At 62.3% G+C, this 18,502-nt stretch carries 18 protein-coding genes; 7 read left to right on the forward strand and 11 right to left on the reverse strand.

Annotated elements, in window-relative coordinates; genetic code table 11:
• Positions 1–46 precede the first annotated feature (46 nt).
• The 6 genes from AB8A27_RS00565 to AB8A27_RS00590 all read right to left on the reverse strand — a co-directional run bounded on the left by AB8A27_RS00565 (position 47) and on the right by AB8A27_RS00590 (position 5,788).
• Positions 47–334 (reverse strand): helix-turn-helix domain-containing protein, encoded by a 288-nt coding sequence (locus tag AB8A27_RS00565; RefSeq protein ID WP_441240223.1) that lies wholly within the window; start codon positions 332–334, stop codon positions 47–49.
• 149 nt (positions 335–483) lie between these two features.
• The gene (locus AB8A27_RS00570) at positions 484–990 is read right to left on the reverse strand and encodes a hypothetical protein (protein WP_441240224.1); all 507 of its coding nucleotides are present in this window, start codon (positions 988–990) and stop codon (positions 484–486) included.
• Between the two features lie 11 nt (positions 991–1,001).
• Positions 1,002–3,065 (reverse strand): elongation factor G, encoded by a 2,064-nt coding sequence (locus AB8A27_RS00575; RefSeq protein WP_441240225.1) that lies wholly within the window; start codon positions 3,063–3,065, stop codon positions 1,002–1,004.
• 193 nt (positions 3,066–3,258) lie between these two features.
• Entirely contained in the window at positions 3,259–3,735 is a 477-nt protein-coding gene (locus tag AB8A27_RS00580) for a DUF992 domain-containing protein (RefSeq protein ID WP_175500268.1), read from the reverse strand.
• A 204-nt stretch (positions 3,736–3,939) separates the two neighbouring features.
• Positions 3,940–4,467, reverse strand: coding sequence for a DUF992 domain-containing protein (locus AB8A27_RS00585; RefSeq protein ID WP_092138935.1), 528 nt, complete (start codon positions 4,465–4,467; stop codon positions 3,940–3,942).
• Positions 4,468–4,585: 118 nt separating this feature from the next.
• The gene (locus tag AB8A27_RS00590) at positions 4,586–5,788 is read right to left on the reverse strand and encodes a pyridoxal phosphate-dependent aminotransferase (protein ID WP_092141553.1); all 1,203 of its coding nucleotides are present in this window, start codon (positions 5,786–5,788) and stop codon (positions 4,586–4,588) included.
• 217 nt (positions 5,789–6,005) lie between these two features.
• On the opposite strand from AB8A27_RS00590, the gene AB8A27_RS00595 reads away from it, so the two are divergent.
• The 3 genes from AB8A27_RS00595 to AB8A27_RS00605 all read left to right on the forward strand — a co-directional run bounded on the left by AB8A27_RS00595 (position 6,006) and on the right by AB8A27_RS00605 (position 9,650).
• The gene (locus AB8A27_RS00595) at positions 6,006–7,256 is read left to right on the forward strand and encodes a glycosyltransferase family 87 protein (protein ID WP_441240226.1); all 1,251 of its coding nucleotides are present in this window, start codon (positions 6,006–6,008) and stop codon (positions 7,254–7,256) included.
• Between the two features lie 181 nt (positions 7,257–7,437).
• Positions 7,438–8,091: a glutathione S-transferase family protein gene (locus AB8A27_RS00600; protein ID WP_441240227.1), complete on the forward strand. Its 654-nt coding sequence runs from the start codon at positions 7,438–7,440 to the stop codon at positions 8,089–8,091.
• A gap of 395 nt (positions 8,092–8,486) precedes the next feature.
• The gene (locus AB8A27_RS00605) at positions 8,487–9,650 is read left to right on the forward strand and encodes a PQQ-dependent sugar dehydrogenase (protein WP_441240228.1); all 1,164 of its coding nucleotides are present in this window, start codon (positions 8,487–8,489) and stop codon (positions 9,648–9,650) included.
• Positions 9,651–9,664: 14 nt separating this feature from the next.
• On the opposite strand, the gene AB8A27_RS00610 is transcribed toward AB8A27_RS00605, so the two are convergent.
• Positions 9,665–10,018, reverse strand: a complete 354-nt coding sequence (locus AB8A27_RS00610; protein ID WP_441240229.1) for a DMT family protein — start codon at positions 10,016–10,018, stop codon at positions 9,665–9,667.
• Positions 10,019–10,228: 210 nt separating this feature from the next.
• Here AB8A27_RS00610 and AB8A27_RS00615 point away from each other — a divergent pair, with 210 nt between their 5' ends.
• The 3 genes from AB8A27_RS00615 (at position 10,229) to AB8A27_RS00625 (ending at position 12,906) form a co-directional block, all read left to right on the forward strand.
• Positions 10,229–10,825: a PAS-domain containing protein gene (locus tag AB8A27_RS00615; protein WP_441240230.1), complete on the forward strand. Its 597-nt coding sequence runs from the start codon at positions 10,229–10,231 to the stop codon at positions 10,823–10,825.
• Positions 10,826–11,015: 190 nt separating this feature from the next.
• Positions 11,016–11,864, forward strand: coding sequence for a lysophospholipid acyltransferase family protein (locus tag AB8A27_RS00620; RefSeq protein ID WP_441240231.1), 849 nt, complete (start codon positions 11,016–11,018; stop codon positions 11,862–11,864).
• 97 nt (positions 11,865–11,961) lie between these two features.
• Positions 11,962–12,906 carry an aldo/keto reductase gene (locus tag AB8A27_RS00625; RefSeq protein WP_441240232.1) on the forward strand — a complete coding sequence of 315 codons (945 nt, stop codon included), beginning with the start codon at positions 11,962–11,964 and terminating at the stop codon, positions 12,904–12,906.
• Between the two features lie 131 nt (positions 12,907–13,037).
• On the opposite strand, the gene AB8A27_RS00630 is transcribed toward AB8A27_RS00625, so the two are convergent.
• On the reverse strand, positions 13,038–14,264 hold the full coding sequence (locus tag AB8A27_RS00630; protein WP_441240233.1) for a DUF1501 domain-containing protein: 1,227 nt from the start codon (positions 14,262–14,264) through the stop codon (positions 13,038–13,040).
• Entirely contained in the window at positions 14,261–15,769 is a 1,509-nt protein-coding gene (locus AB8A27_RS00635) for a DUF1800 domain-containing protein (RefSeq protein ID WP_441240234.1), read from the reverse strand. The genes AB8A27_RS00630 and AB8A27_RS00635 overlap by 4 nt, the downstream gene beginning before the upstream one ends.
• Before the next feature lie 122 nt (positions 15,770–15,891).
• Between AB8A27_RS00635 and AB8A27_RS00640 the strand changes: the two genes are divergently transcribed.
• On the forward strand, positions 15,892–16,098 hold the full coding sequence (locus AB8A27_RS00640; protein WP_441240235.1) for a cysteine-rich CWC family protein: 207 nt from the start codon (positions 15,892–15,894) through the stop codon (positions 16,096–16,098).
• Between the two features lie 52 nt (positions 16,099–16,150).
• Here AB8A27_RS00640 and AB8A27_RS00645 read toward each other — a convergent pair whose 3' ends face one another.
• Together AB8A27_RS00645 and AB8A27_RS00650 are read right to left on the reverse strand one after the other, a co-directional pair.
• On the reverse strand, positions 16,151–17,623 hold the full coding sequence (locus AB8A27_RS00645; RefSeq protein WP_441240236.1) for a sensor domain-containing diguanylate cyclase: 1,473 nt from the start codon (positions 17,621–17,623) through the stop codon (positions 16,151–16,153).
• Positions 17,624–17,793: 170 nt separating this feature from the next.
• A complete protein-coding gene (locus AB8A27_RS00650) occupies positions 17,794–18,489 on the reverse strand; it encodes a glutathione S-transferase family protein (protein WP_441240237.1) in 696 nt (231 codons plus the stop codon).
• Between the last annotated feature and the right edge of the window lie 13 nt (positions 18,490–18,502).

The following is an 18,502-nucleotide window of genomic DNA, read 5'->3' on the forward strand; positions in this document are numbered from 1 at the left end:
GCCCCTGTCACCCGCCGCGGGTCTCGATCGAGGCCGCGGCCCGTTCTCAATCCGTCAGCTTTGGCTCATCAAGTTTCGGCGGTGGACCGGGCTGCTTCAGCCTCACTCCTCGTCCGCCGGAATCGCTGCGAACGTTCTCGCCGATCAGATCGACGCCTGAGCGATCCAAGGCATCGACAACCTTGATCAGCGAATCCACCACGCCTCTGACGTTGCCGTCACTCGCTTCCATGCGCTGAATCGTCGGCAGCGACACGCCGGCCAGTTCCGCCAGCCGCTTTTGATCGATCCCCAACAGCGCCCGCGCTGCGCGCATCTGAAACGATGTGATCAAGCTAATCTTCCTGTTTAGAGAGTCTTATATCAAATATAAAACGGCTTCAATGATGTATAAAACATCACCAAAGCCGTTCAAGAACGGTACCAGATGGGCAAAGGGCGTTCGGGACAGGCAGGCATGTGCTGGGAACGGAAAAGGTGTACCTAAGGACCGATCCCGGCCAGGTTCGCGACAAAGTCATCGACGGCGGCTCGGTCACCGAACCTGATCTTCGCGTTCGGGAATTGCGCGAACAATGCCTGATGTCCGGCATGGGATGTGGACGTGGTTCGCTGCCAGTAGTCCTCCGCCCATCCGAGAAAGTCGGCATGCTCCTCGGATGTCGCGCCGCGCCAAGGGCCACGTGCGGCAAGCCCCTCGCGGCAGACCTGCGGGCTCATATCGAGCCAGATCAACGTCGTCGCGCGCGGAAACGCGGCTTCGGCCAGCCAGCCATAGACGCCTTCGATGATCCCGTTTGGCTTGGCGGCAAGGGCGGCAACCCGCTCCTTTGCTTCCTCCTCGTCGCGCTTCACACCGACCCTGTCCAGCCAATGGATATGATCGAGATCGGTGCGTTCGCCGCCGACGCGGCTTTCAAGCTGCCGCGCCAGCGTACTCTTGCCCGAGCCGCTATTGCCGATGATCACAACCCGCGGTCCAAGCGTCATGGGCCACTGTACTAAGCCGCCACCCGATGCGCTGCAACGATCTGCTCTGCAGTGCGGCCCGAGACTTCGGCCATATGGTCGAAGCTGCGGGTGAAGCTGCCGGCACCGGCGGTTGCCGAACGTAGTTCGACGATCAGGTCGCCGATCTCCGCTTCCGGCAAAAGCGCGCGCACCGTGTCCCAGCCCGCCCAGTTGTCACGGGTATCGAAGCCGAGGATCTGGCCGCGCCGTCCTGACAGGATCGCGTTGACCTTGGCCGTGGCCTCGCTGGGACAGACGATCTCCACCGTATGGATCGGCTCCAGCAGCACCGGCTGGCATTGCGGCAGCGCCTCGGTGAAGCCGATACGGGCGGCGGTCCGGAACGCCTGATCGGATGAGTCCACGCTGTGATAGGAACCGTCGGTGAGCGTTACCGTCACGTCGATAACGGGGAAACCAAGCGGACCACGCTGCAACCCGTCGACGACGCCTTCCTGCACCGCGGGAATGTAGTTGCGCGGCACCGCGCCGCCGACCACCTTTTCCTGGAAAGTAAAGCCTTCACCGCGCGGCAACGGACCTATCTCCAGCACAACGTCGCCAAACTGGCCGTGACCGCCGGACTGCTTCTTGTGCCTGCCGCGCTGAGTGATGGGTTTGCGGATGGTCTCCTGATAACCGATCACCGGCGCATGCGATTTGACATTGATGCCGAAGCGTTCATGCAGGCGCTCCATCGCTACGCGCAGATGCATCTCGCCCTGGCCCCACAACACCACGTCATGGGTCTGCGCATTATTGACCACCGTAAGCGACGGATCTTCCTCGGTCAGCCGCAACAGCGCCTGGCCGAGCTTGACGTCATCCTTGCGATCGGCGGACGCCAGCGCCATGGCCAGCACCGGAGACGCAGCGACGACATTCACCAAAGACGCTGGCGCGGTCTTGCCGGTCGAGATCGTATCGCCGGTCCTGACATGATCGAGCTTGCCGAGCGCCACGGTCTCGCCCGCTTCGGCCGATGTGCGTTTGCTGTCATGTCCGCCGTTCGTCGCAAGAATGCCGGAGAGACGTCCGCTTTCGCCGGACGAGGACAGCAATGTTGCGCCATCATCGAGATGACCACTCAGCATGCGCGCGTAAGACAGCTTGCCGCCATGCTGCAGATGGCTGGTCTTGAACACGTAACCGATCGCATCCTTGCTGTCGGGCACGCCGAGACGCTTCGCCGTCTCGGCCACGCCGGGTGCCTCGTGGCGCAGCGCCTTCATCAGCCGTAGCACGCCATTCTCGCGCATCGCCGAGCCCAGCAGCACCGGACAGATCAGTCCCTCGCGCAATTCGCGTGCGAGATCGTCGAATACGGCATCGGCCGGCGGCGCGATGTCGTCAAGCAACTGCTCCATCAGCGCGTCGTCGTGATCCGCAAGCTTCTCCAGCATGGAGAAACGTGCCTCTCTCTCGCGATCGAGATCGCCGCCCTCGAGCTTGATGACTTCGGACGCCTTGTGCTCGCGATAGACGAAAGCGCGCTCGAGTGCGAGATCGACGAAGCCGGCGATCAGATCGCCGTTCCAGATCGGGATCTGCCGCAGCACCAGCGGCACCCGCGAGGCCGGCTGCAATGTGGCCAGCGTCTCGCGCACACGCCTGTGGGCGCGGTCGATCTTGTTGAGAAACAGAAATCTGGGAATGCCGAGGTCTTCGAGTTCGCGCAGGATCAATTGCAGCTGCGGCAATTTTCGCGCATCGGCTTCGCAGACCACAATGGCTGCATCGACGGCGGGTAATGCCGCGCGCATGTCATGCGCGAATTCCACCGAGCCCGGACAGTCGATGAATGTGTAACTGTCGCCCATGAAAGTGGTGGTCGCCGCGGTGAGGCCGACGCCCATTTTGTGGGCTCTGGCTTCCGCATTGGCGTCGCCGATACTCGTACCGTTATCGACGCTGCCCGCCCGCGGGATCGCCCCGGTGCGGGCCATGATCGCTTCAAGCAGTGTGGTTTTTCCGCTCTGGAAAGGGCCCACCAGCGCAATGCACCTTGTGGCATTGCCTTGTGGACCGCGGGGACTTCTCACGTCTTGTCCCATTGCCGCCTCCTTGTCTGGAGCTCGGCCCATGATTGGGTCGGCGATCGATGCTCGACCCGGTCCGGACATTTGGCAAGACGGAAACGTCGCTGCGATGCGGCAGGCGCAATCAAATGTGGGATCACGATACGAAAAATCCGGCTCCGCATATGGCGAAGCCGGATTAGACGCGTTCAAGCGACCGTTGTGGCGATCAGCGGCCCGGGCGCAGTTCCAGGCTCTGCAAACCGGCCGCGACATTCAATCCGACCGAACCCTGCAGGCTTAGTGGCTGCAGGGAGAAGGCGTTTTGCGAACCGCCGACGAGGACATTCGCCCCGACACCGACTCCAACCGACGCACTGCCCTGTGCGCCAGCATAGTTGCCGGAGAGATCGCCGGGGCCGGTATAGTTCACCGGCGCAAACACGGCCCAGGACAGCGCGGTCTGCTCGGTGATGCCGAGATCGATGCCCACCTTGCGGATGGTGGCAACATAAGGCTGGTCCGGACGACCGGTGCCAGTGAGCACGCAACCGAGATTGGTCACCGAGCCGACGACAAATCCCACGCTGGCACCGCCACGGCAGTTCAATACGCCGAGCTGCACGCCCTGCTGTGACTGCGCTTGCGATGCGCTGAGAAAAGCAGTGGCAGCAATACCGAGAACAAGCGAAGGCAGACGGATCATCGGGAAACTCCGGGTGATGAACGGAAGTGAGGATGTCGATTCACTATCCATAGCCAATGATACCGCTCAATGACAGCGTCACGCATGTCACGCGCGCAACAAAAAAGGCCCGCTCGCGCGGGCCTTTTCGTTAACCTTGCCGATCGCTTACGCGATCACAGTGATCGCTGGATCGTAGCGATCGCCGGCGATCGTAGCGATCGCTTAGCGATGGCTGCGATGACGGCGCTTCTTGTAGCGGTGACCGCTGACCGGACCGGTCGCTTCCAGCTCGAGCTGGACGATGCCGCTGGCGACGTTCAGGCCGGTCTGGCCCTGCACCGAGATCGGCTGCAGCGAGTAGGTGTTGCCCGCACCGCCGACAAGGAAGTTGCCGCCGAAGCCGACGCCAACCGATGCATTGGTGCCGACGCCGCCGTAGCTGCCAGCCAGCGCGCCGCGCGGCACGCGGGTGGTCGGAGCGAAAGCAGCCCACTGCACGGTGGTGTTTTCGGTGAAGCCGAGATCAAGGCCGAAACGGCGGATGTTCGCGACGTAACCTTCGGCGCGGCCACCGGCGCTCTGGAATACGCAGTTCAGATGCGCATTCGAACCGAGCACGTAGCCGACGTTCTGGCCGCCACGGCACTCCAGCACGCCAACCTGAACGCTGCCAGGCTGCTGTGCATTTGCGGTCGCAACCGACGCCGCAAAGGCCACGGCCGTCAGGCCGAACATCTTGGAAAGTCGCATAGTGTTACTCCACCTTGGGGATTTGATAGCGAGGGGACAAGAAGGAAGCGCCGTGTCGAAAACAAGGCGCTTCCTGAAATAAGCCCCGAAATCGTCAAAAGTTTCGGAGCAGTTTTTGTTACCGAAGATTTCCGCAGAAGCGCTGGATGCGCTTGCAAGCATCTTCGAGATCCGACGTTTTCGTCGCATAGGAGATGCGGAATGCCGGGCCAAGGCCAAAGGCCGAACCCTGCACCACCGCGACGCCTTCGGTTTCTAACAGTTCTGTGACGAAGTCCTCGTCATTGGCGATAACCTTGCCCGAAGGCGCAGTCTTGCCGATGGTGCCGGCGCAAGACGGATAGACGTAGAACGCGCCTTCCGGACGCGGGCAGTTGATGCCCGTGGCCTGATTCAGCATCGCCACCACGAGATCGCGGCGCTCTTTGAACACAGCATTGTGCTTCGGGATGAAGTCCTGCGGACCGTTGAGCGCTTCCACGGCTGCCCACTGCGCGATCGACGACGGGTTCGAGGTCGACTGCGACTGGATCGTCGACATTGCCTTGATGAGTTCGGCGGGACCACCGGCGTAACCGATGCGCCAGCCGGTCATGCAGTAAGCCTTGGAGACGCCGTTCACGGTCAGCGTGCGATTGAACAGGGACGGTTCAATCTGCGCCGGCGTGGTGAACTCGAAGTCGTCATAGACGAGGTGCTCATACATATCGTCGGTCATCACCCAAACGTGAGGATGCTTCACGAGGACATCGGTGAGCGCCTTGAGCTCCGACTTCTTGTAGGCGGCGCCCGTCGGGTTCGACGGCGAGCACAGGATGATCCACTTGGTCTTCGGCGTGATCGCCGCTTCCAGCGCGGACGCCTGCAGCTTGAAGCCGAATTCCGCGGTACAGACCACGGACACGGGCGTGCCGCCAGCCAGCGCCACCATTTCCGGATAGCTCACCCAATACGGCGCCGGGATGATGACTTCGTCACCCGGGTTCAGCGTCGCCATCAGCGCGTTGTAGAGCACCTGCTTGCCGCCGGTGCCGACGATGATCTGGTTCGGCTTGTAGGTCAGGCCGTTCTCGCGCTGAAACTTGCCGATAATGGCTTCCTTCAGCTCGGGAATACCGTCCACGGCGGTGTACTTCGTCTTGCCGGCCTCGATGGCGTGAATCGCCGCCAGCTTGATGTTCGCAGGGGTGTCGAAATCGGGCTCGCCCGAACCAAGGCCGATGACGTTGCGGCCGGCTGCTTTCAGCGCACGTGCTTTATCCGTGACCGCGATCGTCGCGGACGGCTTCACACGGTCGAGCGCAGCGGACAAAAACGACATCATCTTCTCCTGGGAAAGGTCGCGGACCCGCGGTCGGCGACGTCAAAAATGGCTGATCCTGCTGGGATCGGCGCACCCTAGTGCGTGTGATCTTGCATCGCAAGAAGGTTGGGCAAAAACACATCTGGAAGTGATGCAATTCAGCAACCGTTAAACGGGGAACGATAGCGTCATCCCAGGCCGCAATCGACGATTTGAGCCAAAATGCACCGTTAAGATGACCCGGATCTGGCAGCACATTGAGAGCGGCGCATGGCTGACCCTCGAACGCGTGCGGGCTTACAGCCTGATAGGGCTCGCTTTGGGCACATTGGCCTTCGCTGGCTGGATTGCCATCTCGGACGGCGCGATCGACCGCAATGGCAAGCCGATCGGGACCGATTTCTCGAGCTTCTATACCGCGGGAGCGCTCGCCCTCGAGGGTAAAGCCCTCGATAGTTATACGGCAGCGGCGCACTACGCGCGCCAGCAGCAACTTTTCGGCAGCGACACCCCCTATTACGCCTGGTTCTATCCGCCGATTTTTCTGCTGGTCGCAACTCCGCTGGCAATGCTCCCTTACCCGCTCGCGCTTGCCATCTGGCAGGGTGGCAGCTTCGTATTCTACCTGCTCGTGATCTCGGCGATCCTGAAACGAGCCGCCCTGCCTGATGCGGTCCATCGCCTATGGCTCCCGGTAGCGATGGCGTTCCCGGCGGCATTCATCAATCTCGGTCATGGTCAGAACGGCTTTTTGACCGCGGGCCTGTTCGGCAGCGCCCTGCTCGCACTTCCGCAGCGCCCTTATCTTGCAGGCGTCCTGTTTGCGCTGATGGCCTACAAGCCGCAATTTGCCATCGTCATTCCGCTGGCGTTATTCGCGGCGGGCCAATGGCGATGCATCGCTGCAGCAACCATCACCATCATCGCCCTCACGGGTATCACGAGCGCCTTGTTCGGCATCGACTGCTGGATCGCTTTCGCATCCGTGACCGAGACATCGCGTCAGCTCCTGCTCGAACAGGGGCAGGTCGGATTCGAGAAACTGCAGAGCGCATTCGCGGCCATACGGATGTGGAGGGGAAGTATCGCATCCGCGTATCTCGTCCAGGGCATCGTCTCGATCGCCGTGATTTCCAGCGCAGTCTGGGCGTGGCGCGTCGCACGTGACACAAATCTCAAGGCCGCAATCCTGTTGATCGCAACCCTTCTCGCTTCGCCGCACGTGCTCGACTACGATCTGATGCTTCTCGGTCCAGCCATTGCATTCACGGTCGTAACCGGTTTCAGCAGAGGATTTCGCGATTATGAGATCAGCCTGCTGGCATTGACCTGGATCATGCCGCTACTGACTCGCAGCATCGCAGGCACCATTGAACTGCCGCTCGGCTGCCTGGTGATGATCGCTTTCTATCTCATCGTGCTGCGGCGCATCCTTGCTGATAACAGTACATCGCCGCACCTTCACACCCAGATCGCGGCAGCGTGATCTTCCATTGCGGAATGCAGCCGGACATACATTTTTCCCAATCCAGACTGCCGCAGCCGTTTTCGACTTTTTCCAGTGTCCGGGCCTTGCGACAGGCTCGCATCAGCATCATTGTCTAACCGCGATATGCGTTGGCCAATCGCGCAGTTGCCTTGACCTGACATGAATTGAACACCTGCGAATGTACAAACTCTATTCGATGCAGCGCTCTGGCAATAGCTACAAGGTTCGCCTCGCGCTGGCGTTCCTGGACGCGCCCTATCGCGCCATCGAAGTAGACATCCTGCGCGGCGAGAGCCGTACCCCGGAATTTCTGGCTAAGAATCCCAGCGGCCAGGTGCCGTTGCTCGAGATCGCCGAAGGCCGCTATCTCGCCGAGTCCAATGCCATTCTCTGGTATGTCGCTGTCGGCACGTCTCTGGCGCCGGAATCGCGCATGGACCGCGCCGAGGCCATGCAGTGGATGTTCTTCGAGCAGCACGCCCTGGAGCCGAATCTCGGCGCCGCCTATTTCTGGCTGTGCCTGGTGCGCGGCGGCCGCGACCTGCAGACCCACGCACTGGAAGACTGGATGGAGCGTGGCTATGCCGCGCTGCAGGTAATGGAGAATCACCTCAAGACCCATGACTTCTTCGCCGCGGGCCAGCTGACCATCGCCGACATCGCGCTATACGGTTACACCCACGTCGCCGAGAAGTGCGATTTCGACCTGTCCAACTTCCCGTCGATCCGTCGCTGGCTGCGTCTGGTGGAAACCCAGCCGGGCTTTATTTCCATGGACTGGCACCCGACCTCGTCGGAATACGATACTTTGGACGTAGTCGCCGACGCTTAAACCCTGAAATAGCGGGCATAATCGCCGTGAATGCCATTTTCCCGCCATAGTTACGGCCAAACCCGCCCAAATCTCGCCTGCCGCAGCTGCGAATTTGTAGCACGCGGGTGATTCGCCCGCGATTTGAAGGATTTACGGCCATGATACGGTCGCTTCGCGTGGGTGCAGGATTTCAGGCGCGCCCCACGTCCATCGCATCCACCCGGTTGACCCACGCCGTTGCGGCGTCGCTCGCGGTTGGGTGTCTATCGCTCTGCGTTATCCTCGCCCTGACCGTGATGTCGATCCCGGTGGCGAGTGCGATGCCGCTCTGACGGTCTCACAATTCATAAACACCCGGCCGCGATGCCGCGCATCGCTTCTGCAATCTGCGACTCCGTGATGGAGCCATACCGATGAAAAGGCCCGTAATCTGGGTCACCGTCACGTTGACGGCGGCTATCGTCGTGACCACGACCCTTCTGATCGCCACGACCACGCGCGGCGAAAATACCTCGTTCGGCTCGTCGGCCGGCAGGCTCGAAGTGCAGACCGTCGCCTCCGGTCTCGCTCATCCATGGGCCCTCGCGTTTCTGCCCGAGGGCCGCATGCTCGTCACCGAGCGGCCCGGCCGCATCCGTATCGTCTCGCCGCAGGGACAGTTGTCGCCTGCAGTGAAAGGCGTGCCCGAGGTGATGGCCGTCAGTCAGGGTGGCTTGCTCGACGTCATCACCGACACGAACTATGCGCAGAACGCCACGATCTACTTCTGCTACTCGGAACGTTCGGGCAGCGGCGCTCGCACGGCGATCGCGCGCGGCAAGCTCGTCGAGGGCCCTGTGCCGCGACTCGACGACATGAAGGTGATCTTTCGTCAGGACGGTCCGTTGTCATCGGGCAATCACCACGGCTGCCGTATTGTGCAGGCCCCTGACGGCAACCTGTTTGTCACGCTCGGCGAACACTATAGCGGCCGCGATCAGGCACAGAGTCTCGATAATCATCTCGGCAAGCTGATCCGCATCGCGCCGGATGGCTCGGTACCGAAGGACAATCCGTTTGTCGGCCGCGACGGCGCCAGGCCGGAGATCTGGAGCTACGGTCATCGCAACCAGCAGGGCCTCGCCATCAATCCGGCGACCGGCGACTTGTGGGAGACCGAGCACGGCCCGCGCGGCGGCGATGAAGTGAACATCATCGGCAAGGGCAAGAACTACGGCTGGCCGGTGATCGGCTATGGCGTCGACTATTCCGGCGCGAAGATCCACGAAACCACGTCGAAGCCCGGCATGGAGCAGCCCGTGAAATACTGGGTGCCGTCGATCGCCCCGTCCGGCATGACGTTCTATACCGGCGATCTCTTCCCGCGCTGGCGCGGCAGCCTGTTTAGCGGCGCGCTGGCCGGCCAGATGCTGGTGCGGCTGCAGCTCAACGGAAACACGATCACCTCCGAAGAGCGCATCCTGCAGAATCTCAACGAACGCATCCGCGACGTCCGGCAGGGACCGGACGGTGCGCTCTGGCTGCTGACGGATAGTTCGGCTGGGCGGATTTTACGCGTTACACCGGCGGGGAAGTAAGCGGTCCCGCAAACTCACCACTTGTGGAAAATGAAGAACGCCCCGAGCGCGATGAAGGCAAAACCCAGCGCGTGATTCCAGCCGAGCGGCTCCTTCAGATACAGCACCGAAAATGCCGCAAACACGACCAGCGTGATGACTTCCTGCATCGTCTTGAGCTGGGCGGCATTGTAGACCTCGCTGCCCCAGCGGTTGGCGGGCACCGCAAGCCAGTATTCGAAGAAGGCAATGCCCCAGCTCACCATGATGACGAGAGGCAGCGAATGGTCCTTGAATTTCAGATGGCCATACCAGGCGAAGGTCATGAAGATATTCGAGGCCAGCAGCATCAAAATCGGCAGCAGCAGGGGCGGAATGGTGAAGGGCATTCGATCGGGATCCTTTTTCAAATCGCGGCGCTAACATTCGGGGCCTGCCGCCGGTTCCGGTGGCACCGATAGCATTTGAAACGAACAAACGGAAAATGATGCCGGGGGCCCTTCACGCACCGTTAGCTATACCAGCAGGAAACTGTGGGCCTTTCTGCAACCAGCGGCCAACCTGTGTTTCTTACCTCTGTACGGACACAGGTACGGCCGATGCAGCACGACTGGCGACTGATTCTCGATCCGGGAATTGAAACGGCGATCGTCGTGATCGCAGCCGTCGGTATCACTTTGGCAATCCGCCTCTTTCGGCTGCGACGCGCGGCCCGGGCCCGCGAGAACGAGCAGCACGCCACTGCCCAGCGTCTCTCCGCCGCGCTCGATCGGATCGATATCGGTATCGTTCTTCTCAATGCCGACACCCGCGCCGAATTCATCAACCGCGCCTTCCGCGACTACTTCAAACTCCCCGACGAGAAGGCCGACAGCAAGCCGCCGCTGATCGCGCTGATGTATCATGCACGCGATACCCACGCTTACGCCCTCCCCGACGACGAGGTCGACAGCTTCATCGCCAAGCGCGTCGAGATGATCCGCGCAGGCAATCCCACGCCGACGATGTTGCGCTTCGCCAATGGCCGGGTGCTACGGCTGAGTTGCGCTGTGCTACCCGATGGCGGGCGGATGCTGAGCTACACTCCGGTGACCGACCTCATTCGTCACACCGACGACCTCTCGGAGCGCGACTATTATCTGGCGCTGCGTGAGGGCGACGTGTTCGGCCCACACCGGCTGGACGCAGCCGAATAGGGCGTAACGCCACCTGTGGATATCCCGGGTTGTCATGGCGATGTCACTCGCCCCGGCTAGGCTCCCCCATGCAGCCGGTTGCTTCCCCCCGTCGCCAATCGGGTGCTTCCCCAGCGGTCTCCGTCAGTTGCCGCGCTGACCGGGACCGCTTCTTTTTGCCTGCGGAAGCCGGCCCCGGTATAACAACTCCATGATCCGTTTCGCCGCCGTCCTGCTCTCCTTGACCGTGCTGACGCTGCTGCTGGCGCCGTTTCAGCTGATCGCACTGGCCTTTGGCCTGCGCTGGCAGCAGAGCATTCCGCATCTGTTTCATCGCCTGCTCTGTGCGTTGATCGGTGTGCGCATTCACGAGGTCGGCAAGCGGACATCGGACACGCCGGTGCTGATCCTCTCCAATCACGTCTCATGGCTCGACATCATCGTCATCGGTGCCAGGGCGCCCGTGGTGTTCGTCGCCAAAAGCGAAGTTGCCAAATGGCCCGTGTTCGGCTGGCTCGCCAAATTGCAGCGCACGATTTTTGTCGAGCGCGAACGCCGGCAGAAGACCGGCGCGACGGCGCAGGAAATCGGCGACCGCATGCTGTCCGGCGATGCCGTCGTGCTGTTCGCGGAGGGCACCTCCAGCGACGGCATGCGCGTGCTGCCGTTTCGCTCGGCGCTGATCGGCTCGGTGCATCACGCGCTCGGCGAGTCCACGCATCATGACAAGATCACCGTGCAGCCGATGTCGATCGCCTATGTCGGCTTCGGCGGATTGCCGGTCGGCCGCGCCTTTCGCGAGAACGTGGCGTGGTATGGCGACATCGACCTGATCCCGCATTTCATCGGCATCCTGTCGTCGGGCGCCATTGACGTCGTCGTGAGCTGGGGCGAAGCCGTCGCCTATGACATGTCCACCGACCGCAAGACCATCACGCGCGATGCGGAAAACGCCGTGCGACGCATGACATCCGCAGCCCTGCGCGCCGGCCCGCCGCTGAAGACCCCGGCCGCCCTGCCCGCGCCGGGAGCTCAAACGCCCGCCTCCGCCATCGCCTGAACACCCCGCGCGACTGCCATGATGCAGCGCGTCTTGCTGCGCGACGAGGCGCGCGCCATAACCTCGGTCCGCGCTTCCCTCACAAGGCATACTCATCATGGAAATCCGCAATCTCGGCCGCTCCGGCCTTCGCGTCTCTGCCGTCGGTCTCGGCTGCAACAATTTCGGCCAGCGCACCGATCTGGAGACCTCACGCAAGGTCATCCACAAGGCGATCGATCTCGGCATCACACTTTTCGACACCGCCGACATCTATGCCGGCATGGGCGGCTCCGAGACGGTGCTGGGTGAAGTGCTCGGCGATCGCCGCAAGGACATCGTGCTCGCCACCAAATACTGCAAGCCGATGAGCAATGACGGCAGCAAGCAGGGCGCCTCGCGCCGCTACATCATGAGCGCCGTCGAGGCCAGCCTGAAGCGGCTGAAGACCGACTATATCGATCTGTATCAGCAGCACGATTACGATGCGCTGACGCCGATCGAGGAAACACTGCGCACCCTCGACGACCTCGTACGCCAGGGCAAGGTGCGCTATATCGGCAATTCCAACTTCCCGGCCTGGCGCATCGCTGAAGCCGAGATGGCCGCGCGCCAGATGGGCGTTGCGCCCTTCGTGTCCTGCCAGGACGAATACAGCCTCGTCGTCCGCGACATCGAGAAGGACCTGCTGCCAGCTGCACAGCATTTCAACCTCGGCCTGCTGCCGTTCTTCCCGCTCGCCAACGGCCTCCTCACGGGCAAGTACAAGCCCGGCGCCGAGCCGCCAGCCGACTCGCGTTTCGCCAAGGCGCCTGCCTTGCGCGATCGCTCGGCCACGCCGCGGAATCAGGCCATCGTCGAGAAGCTCGATGCTTTCGTGAAGGCTCGCGGCCACACGCTGCTCGAACTCGCCTTCTCCTGGCTCGCGGCACGGCCGCAGGTCTCAAGCGTCATCGCGGGCGCAACGCGCGTGGAGCAGATCGAGCAGAATGTGAAAGCCGCCGAGTGGAAGCTGACGGCGGAGGAGATGAAGGAGATCGACGTGATTACGCTGGCAACGTAGCCCAGCAACGCACGTCGCTACAATTTCTGTCATGGCCGGGCTTGTCCCGGCCATCCACGTCTTGACCACTGTCGATTTAACAAAGGCGTGGATGCCCGGGACAAACCCGGGCATGACGAGTTCTTCTGTAGCTACCCCACCAATCCCTTTGCCGGCTTCACCAGCGCACTATCAGGAAACACCTGCTCGGCCAGTGCGCGCTCGCTGATGCCGAGGTGATCGTGCAGCACGCCCTTGAAGATCGCGCGCAAATCCGTGGTCGGGGCGAGATCACGGGCTTCATAGAGTTTGCCATTCGCAAGGCCTGGCCAGTCCGCAATCACGCGTCCGCCTTTCACTGCGCCGCCAGCAAGCAACGCAATCGTGCCGGTGCCGTGATCGGTGCCTGCGGTGCCGTTGATCTTGGCGGTACGGCCGAACTCGGTGGCGACAACAACGATCGTGTCGCGCCAATGCGCGCCAAGCCCGCTTTCGAATTCCGCCAGCGCGCCATCGAGACCACCGAGCAATTGCGCGAGGCGCCCGACCGGGCCGCCTTCCTGCGCATGGGTGTCCCAGCCATCGAAGGCCAGCGCCGCGATGCGCGGGCCGTCATCAGCAGCCATCAGCTTCGCCGCGCCGCGTGCGACCTGGCGCATCGCCTCATTGGGATTGCCGCCGCCTTTCGGCTTCATCGCATCGCCCACGGCAATCTTGTCGAGCTTCAGGCCCTGCGACAGCGCCGTCGCCAAAGCGGGATCGCGATCCTGATACAATTGGATCAGCCGCATCGCCGTATCATCGGCCGCATTGGGCAGATTGACCGGCGCCCAGCCCACCGTCGGCGCGGCGCCGCGTAGCACCAGCGGCGTGGTCGGTCCGATCGCGAGACCGGACGAGACGCGTTCGCCGCGCGGCAGCGTTTCAATGGCGCGGTTGAGCCAGCCGGACTGCACGCGGCCGGGGCCGGCATAACCGCTCTCCAGCACGTCCTGTCCGTCGAAATGCGAGCGCTCGCGATAGGACGTCGCAACCGCATGGACCACGGCCGCTTTCTTGTCGCGATACATGCGCGCGAATTCCGGCATCGCCGGATGCATGCCGAAGAACGAGTCCAGCGCAATGGCTGCGTTCGGTCCGTCCTTCGCCAGCGCGATCGAGCCGTGCAGGCCCGCGTAATCGGGATCGCCGAGCGGCGCGACTGTGGCGAGGCCATCCAGCGCACCGCGCAGGATCACGACGATGAGGCGCGGATCGCGCGCGTCGGCGGCGCGGGCAAACTTCGGCAGATAGGCCCAGGCGGCAAAGGCTGCGCCTGATAGCAAGAGCGAGCGGCGCGTGGGGCCGAGCATGCGGCTTTCACAGCAGTCCATCGTCATCTCCTCTGGAATTCCGGCGACATCAGCAACAGCGTCAAGGCCTGTTGCCGCGTCTCCGCACGCGCGATCGTCTGTCGTGTTTCGGATGACGCCGCCTCGCCGGCGACCACATCCAGCATCTCGCGCGGATCGATACTGTCGGGCAGCCGCGTCGATAACTGTGCGGCGAGATCGAGCCGCAGCTTCATGCCTTCGGGCACCGCCCATGCGGCATTGCCGTCCGGAAAGCCGTTCGGCCCCGGCGGCGTCCATAGCGGCTGGCCAAGCGTCTGCAGGCCCGCGAAGTAACGGCCGGGATCTTCCGGGATACGCGCCAGCAATCGGCCGGTGGAGATCAGGTATTCATAGGGCGTGCGCAGCTTGGCCATCGGCATCTGCCAGGCTTCATTGGAGTCCAGCAGCGCGAGTGCCAGCGCCTTCAGATCGCCGTCGGTCTTTTTGAACACGCCTTCCAGCCGCGCCAGCAATGCCGGCGGCGGCGCGTCCGCCACGAAATGCTGCGCGAATTTCCTGGCGATGAATTTCGCTGTCGATGGATGGCGTGCGAGATCGGCCAGCGCGGCTTCGCCCTGCGTCACCCCGGTGTCGTCATAGGTCTTGCCCAGCAATTGCTGCGGCCCGGGCTCATGGGCATTGGCTTTGAAAGCGAAACTGCCGGGCGTGCCGATCTTTCCCTCGCGGCCGGCAAAGGTCCAGCCGGTGATGATGCGCGCCAGCGATGTCACGTCGGCCTGCGTGTAGCCGCCGCCAACGCCGAGCGCATGCAGCTCCATGATCTCGCGCGCGAGGTTCTCGTTGAGTCCGCGCTTGCCCCTCTCGCCGGCTTTCGAATTCGGGCCGATCGATTGCTGGTTGTCGAGAAAGAACAACATCGCCGGATGCTGTTCGACGGCCTTCAACATGTCGGCAAATTTGCCGAGCACATAGGGACGGATCGCCTCGCGCTCGAATGAACCCGCCCACATCCGCGCCGGATCGCCCTTGCTGGCCGAGATGCAGAAGTGGTTCGACCAGAACACCACGAGGCGCTCGACGAAGCCGCCCTCGGCAATGGTTGCGCGCTGGATCCGCGCCAGCGCTTCTGCGCGGTAGGTTTTCTGCACCACATTGGGCGGCAGCGCGACGGCCGGCGGCGGCTTCGGCGCGTCAGGCTGTGCGGTCATGGTGGTGTTGCCGGTCATGGCATTATTCATATTGGCCGGCGCTTCCGGCTTCTTGTCCATGGCAGCCGGCGGCGCCTCGACAGGCACCAGCCCCGGTGTCTTCAGCGCCGCCTCGCGCGCTGTCTTCACCTCGAGCTGATAGGCGAACATCGCCTGCCCCAGCTCCGTCGTCGATTGCAGGCCGGGCAATTCCAGCAGCGCCGCATTAGCGCGCGCGAGCTCGGCTTTCACGAAACCGCGGGGATCGGAGGCCGCATTGACGATATCGCCGGAGGCGCCGCCCCGCGCGCCAAAGCCGAATCGGTTCAGCGCAATCAGCGCGCCTTGCGGGTCGCGGGCCATCGGGTTTCCCTCACTCTGCCTTCGTCCTATGATGGATCTGGCCATCACAGGCGCCACACCCGATATACGGGTGGAGCAGATGAACCCGGCATGAAAATCGCGCTGAAATTTGGGTTGCTTTCATGAATTATCCGACAGAAAGCTTAAAGCCGCTCAGCCGCCGCCTCACCTGCTCGGATTGCGGGACCGAATTCGGCTGCGACCTGTCGGGCAATTGCTGGTGCGCCGAGGAAACGGCGAAACTGCCGATACCGACCACAGGCGGCGATTGCCTGTGTCGCGACTGCCTGCGCACCAAGGCGGCAGTGGCGGCGCCTGCCACGACCTGACGGACATACCTGACCGCGTAGCGCACAATTGCGCATCGGCTACAGCAACCGCTTACACCATGCCCGCGTTGCGCCGGTCGCGATCGGGTTGCGCATAGTAGCTGCGTTTGGCCTGCAGCATTTCCATATCGGCACGCTTGACCACGGATTCGAGCCGTTCGCCGGTCCGGCCAGTGGCAATCCCGGTGGAGAGACTCAGCGCCAGATCGGGATAGTACTGATTGTTGACTTCAATCAGCCCGGCTAACGACGCCAGCACCGCTTCGCCTCCGATGGCATCGGTCCCGGGCAACACGACAGCGAATTCGTCGCCGCCGATCCGCGAGACAGTGGCCGGCTTCTCGACCAGCTCGCCAAATACCTCGCCGGCACGACGCAGCAATGCGTCTCCGGTAGCATGGCCAAGGTCGTCATTGGCCGTCTTCAACCCGTTGAGATCGGCCACGATCACGGTGACCGGATGCGCTCCCCTGCGTTCGAGCCGGTTCAGTTCGTCCACGAAGAACGAGCGGTTCGTCGTGCGCGTCAACACGTCGTGGGTGCCGAGATATTCCAGATAGGCTTCCGCCTTCTTGCGCGCGGTGATGTCGGTCAGTGCGACCTGCACCTGTGACCAGTCGCGCTCATGTCCGGGTAAGACCGAAAACTGCAGCAACAGATGAAGCTTGGTGCCGTCGAGCGCGTAGTTGACGACCTCGCGTTGCTGGAACAGCTTGCCGTCCCACAGGTCGATCAGTTGCTCGCGAAAATGCGGCTCCATCTCGTCGCGAAACACATCCGACAATTGACGGAGCAACGTGTCCTTGTCGGGCGCGCCGAACAGTTCCAGCGTACGGCTGTTGACATCGAGCACGCGGATCTCGCTCATGCAGCGCAAAACGAATTCCTCATGCACGTCCGTGAAGACGCGAAAATCCTCGATGCCCCGCGCGCGGACGTCGTCCACCAGGCGCTTGACGCCGCTAAAATCCTCGACCCACAGCGACACCGGCGAATGCGCGAACAGACCGAACGCATAATTCTCGCTCTCCGCTAGGCGACGACGCGCGCTTTCGCGTTCGGTCACGTCCTCGATGGCGATCATCACGCGATCCCAGCGCTCTTCATGCCCGGGAAGAACAATACCGTGCAGCTGGATGTCGAGACGCTCGCCCTTCAGCGTGTAGTTGACCGTATGGCTGGAAAAATGATTCCGGCCGCTCCAGAGCTGCGCCAGTTCCGACACGTGGCTCTTGAACGTATCATCGCGCATCACCAGGCCGAGACTGAGCGTCAGGTGGGACAGGTCGCGCGCACCGAACAGTGACAGCGTCTTGCGATTGACCTTGAGAATGCGGATGTGCTGCGAGCACTCTCGAACCCGTTCGGGATTGGCGAGCAGGAATGTCTCGATATCGTCGACACCCTGCGCCTGCCACTGCTCGAACAGCGCCTTCACATCACTGTAGTCCTCGATCCAGAGCGAGACCGGGGCAAGGTCGAACATCATGGCGTCGTCGGCGAGATTGGTAGGTGGAACGGACATGGAGACCTTGGCGCGAAAGACGGCGTGAATCGTTGAGGTATTCCCTTATAGCGAGAGTTCTCAAGAATATCTGCCGGATTTCGAAGCGGGCATGTGGGAACCGCTCAAGCGGGATTTAAATACCAGCAACTGCCCGTTCAACGCGCCACCACTGTTAGCTCACCATTAGCTCAGACCGGATAGCCGGCCGAGTTCCGCGCCATGCCGTCAAAAGCATCAAGCATTTTTTCGCGCCACGCATAGATCGCGTCGTCTTCCGCCAGCAGTTTGAACGGCGAGATGGCACGTGCCCATTGGAACGGACCGAACACGATGTAGTCAGCATAGTTTGGCGCGGCGCCGCCAAGGAATGGCTGCGTCTTCAGGGTGAGGCGCATCGGATCAAGCGACTTGCGGAAGGTATCAACGCCCGCGTCGCGATTGGATGCGACCTCTTCCAGCGACTTCTTGAACCGCGCTTCGCGACTCTCGCGGAAATAGACCTGATCGACCGGACGCAGATGACCATGAATGTCCGCGACGATGAACGGGAACATGCCGGCGACCACGACCGTGTCGCCCCACCAGTTCAGCATCCGCCCCATGGCGCGGCCACCCTCGCCGCCGAACAGTGACGGGCGATCCGGATAGGTGTCTTCGAGATAATTGGCGATCGCCCAGGAATCATTGACCGCGCGCTCACCATCGAGCAGCACCGGCACCTTGTCCGATTTGTGCTTGTTGATCGCGTCCTTCTCGGTGAAGCGCCACGGGATCGTCGCTGCCTCGAGGCCCTTATGCGCCAGCGCCATCCGGATGCGCCAGCAATACGGGCTGAAGGGACGATCTTCTTCGGTGCCGACCAGTTCGAACAGCTGCAGTGCCATGATTGCTTCTCGT

It is taken from the genome of Tardiphaga sp. 768_D3_N2_1 (genome assembly GCF_052076105.1).
Classification (GTDB): Bacteria; Pseudomonadota; Alphaproteobacteria; order Rhizobiales; family Xanthobacteraceae; genus Tardiphaga.

What these genes read in the sequence shown, in the direction of transcription:
- AB8A27_RS00570 (WP_441240224.1), bottom strand. Translation starts at nt 990, where the DNA reads ATGACGCTTGGACCGCGGGTTGTGATCATCGGCAATAGCGGCTCGGGC.
- AB8A27_RS00575 (WP_441240225.1), bottom strand. Translation starts at nt 3,065, where the DNA reads ATGGGACAAGACGTGAGAAGTCCCCGCGGTCCACAAGGCAATGCCACA.
- AB8A27_RS00580 (WP_175500268.1), bottom strand. Translation starts at nt 3,735, where the DNA reads ATGATCCGTCTGCCTTCGCTTGTTCTCGGTATTGCTGCCACTGCTTTT.
- AB8A27_RS00585 (WP_092138935.1), bottom strand. Translation starts at nt 4,467, where the DNA reads ATGCGACTTTCCAAGATGTTCGGCCTGACGGCCGTGGCCTTTGCGGCG.
- AB8A27_RS00590 (WP_092141553.1), bottom strand. Translation starts at nt 5,788, where the DNA reads ATGTCGTTTTTGTCCGCTGCGCTCGACCGTGTGAAGCCGTCCGCGACG.
- AB8A27_RS00595 (WP_441240226.1), top strand. Translation starts at nt 6,006, where the DNA reads ATGACCCGGATCTGGCAGCACATTGAGAGCGGCGCATGGCTGACCCTC.
- AB8A27_RS00600 (WP_441240227.1), top strand. Translation starts at nt 7,438, where the DNA reads ATGTACAAACTCTATTCGATGCAGCGCTCTGGCAATAGCTACAAGGTT.
- AB8A27_RS00605 (WP_441240228.1), top strand. Translation starts at nt 8,487, where the DNA reads ATGAAAAGGCCCGTAATCTGGGTCACCGTCACGTTGACGGCGGCTATC.
- AB8A27_RS00610 (WP_441240229.1), bottom strand. Translation starts at nt 10,018, where the DNA reads ATGCCCTTCACCATTCCGCCCCTGCTGCTGCCGATTTTGATGCTGCTG.
- AB8A27_RS00615 (WP_441240230.1), top strand. Translation starts at nt 10,229, where the DNA reads ATGCAGCACGACTGGCGACTGATTCTCGATCCGGGAATTGAAACGGCG.
- AB8A27_RS00620 (WP_441240231.1), top strand. Translation starts at nt 11,016, where the DNA reads ATGATCCGTTTCGCCGCCGTCCTGCTCTCCTTGACCGTGCTGACGCTG.
- AB8A27_RS00625 (WP_441240232.1), top strand. Translation starts at nt 11,962, where the DNA reads ATGGAAATCCGCAATCTCGGCCGCTCCGGCCTTCGCGTCTCTGCCGTC.
- AB8A27_RS00630 (WP_441240233.1), bottom strand. Translation starts at nt 14,264, where the DNA reads ATGACGATGGACTGCTGTGAAAGCCGCATGCTCGGCCCCACGCGCCGC.
- AB8A27_RS00635 (WP_441240234.1), bottom strand. Translation starts at nt 15,769, where the DNA reads ATGGCCCGCGACCCGCAAGGCGCGCTGATTGCGCTGAACCGATTCGGC.
- AB8A27_RS00640 (WP_441240235.1), top strand. Translation starts at nt 15,892, where the DNA reads ATGAATTATCCGACAGAAAGCTTAAAGCCGCTCAGCCGCCGCCTCACC.
- AB8A27_RS00645 (WP_441240236.1), bottom strand. Translation starts at nt 17,623, where the DNA reads ATGTCCGTTCCACCTACCAATCTCGCCGACGACGCCATGATGTTCGAC.
- AB8A27_RS00650 (WP_441240237.1), bottom strand. Translation starts at nt 18,489, where the DNA reads ATGGCACTGCAGCTGTTCGAACTGGTCGGCACCGAAGAAGATCGTCCC.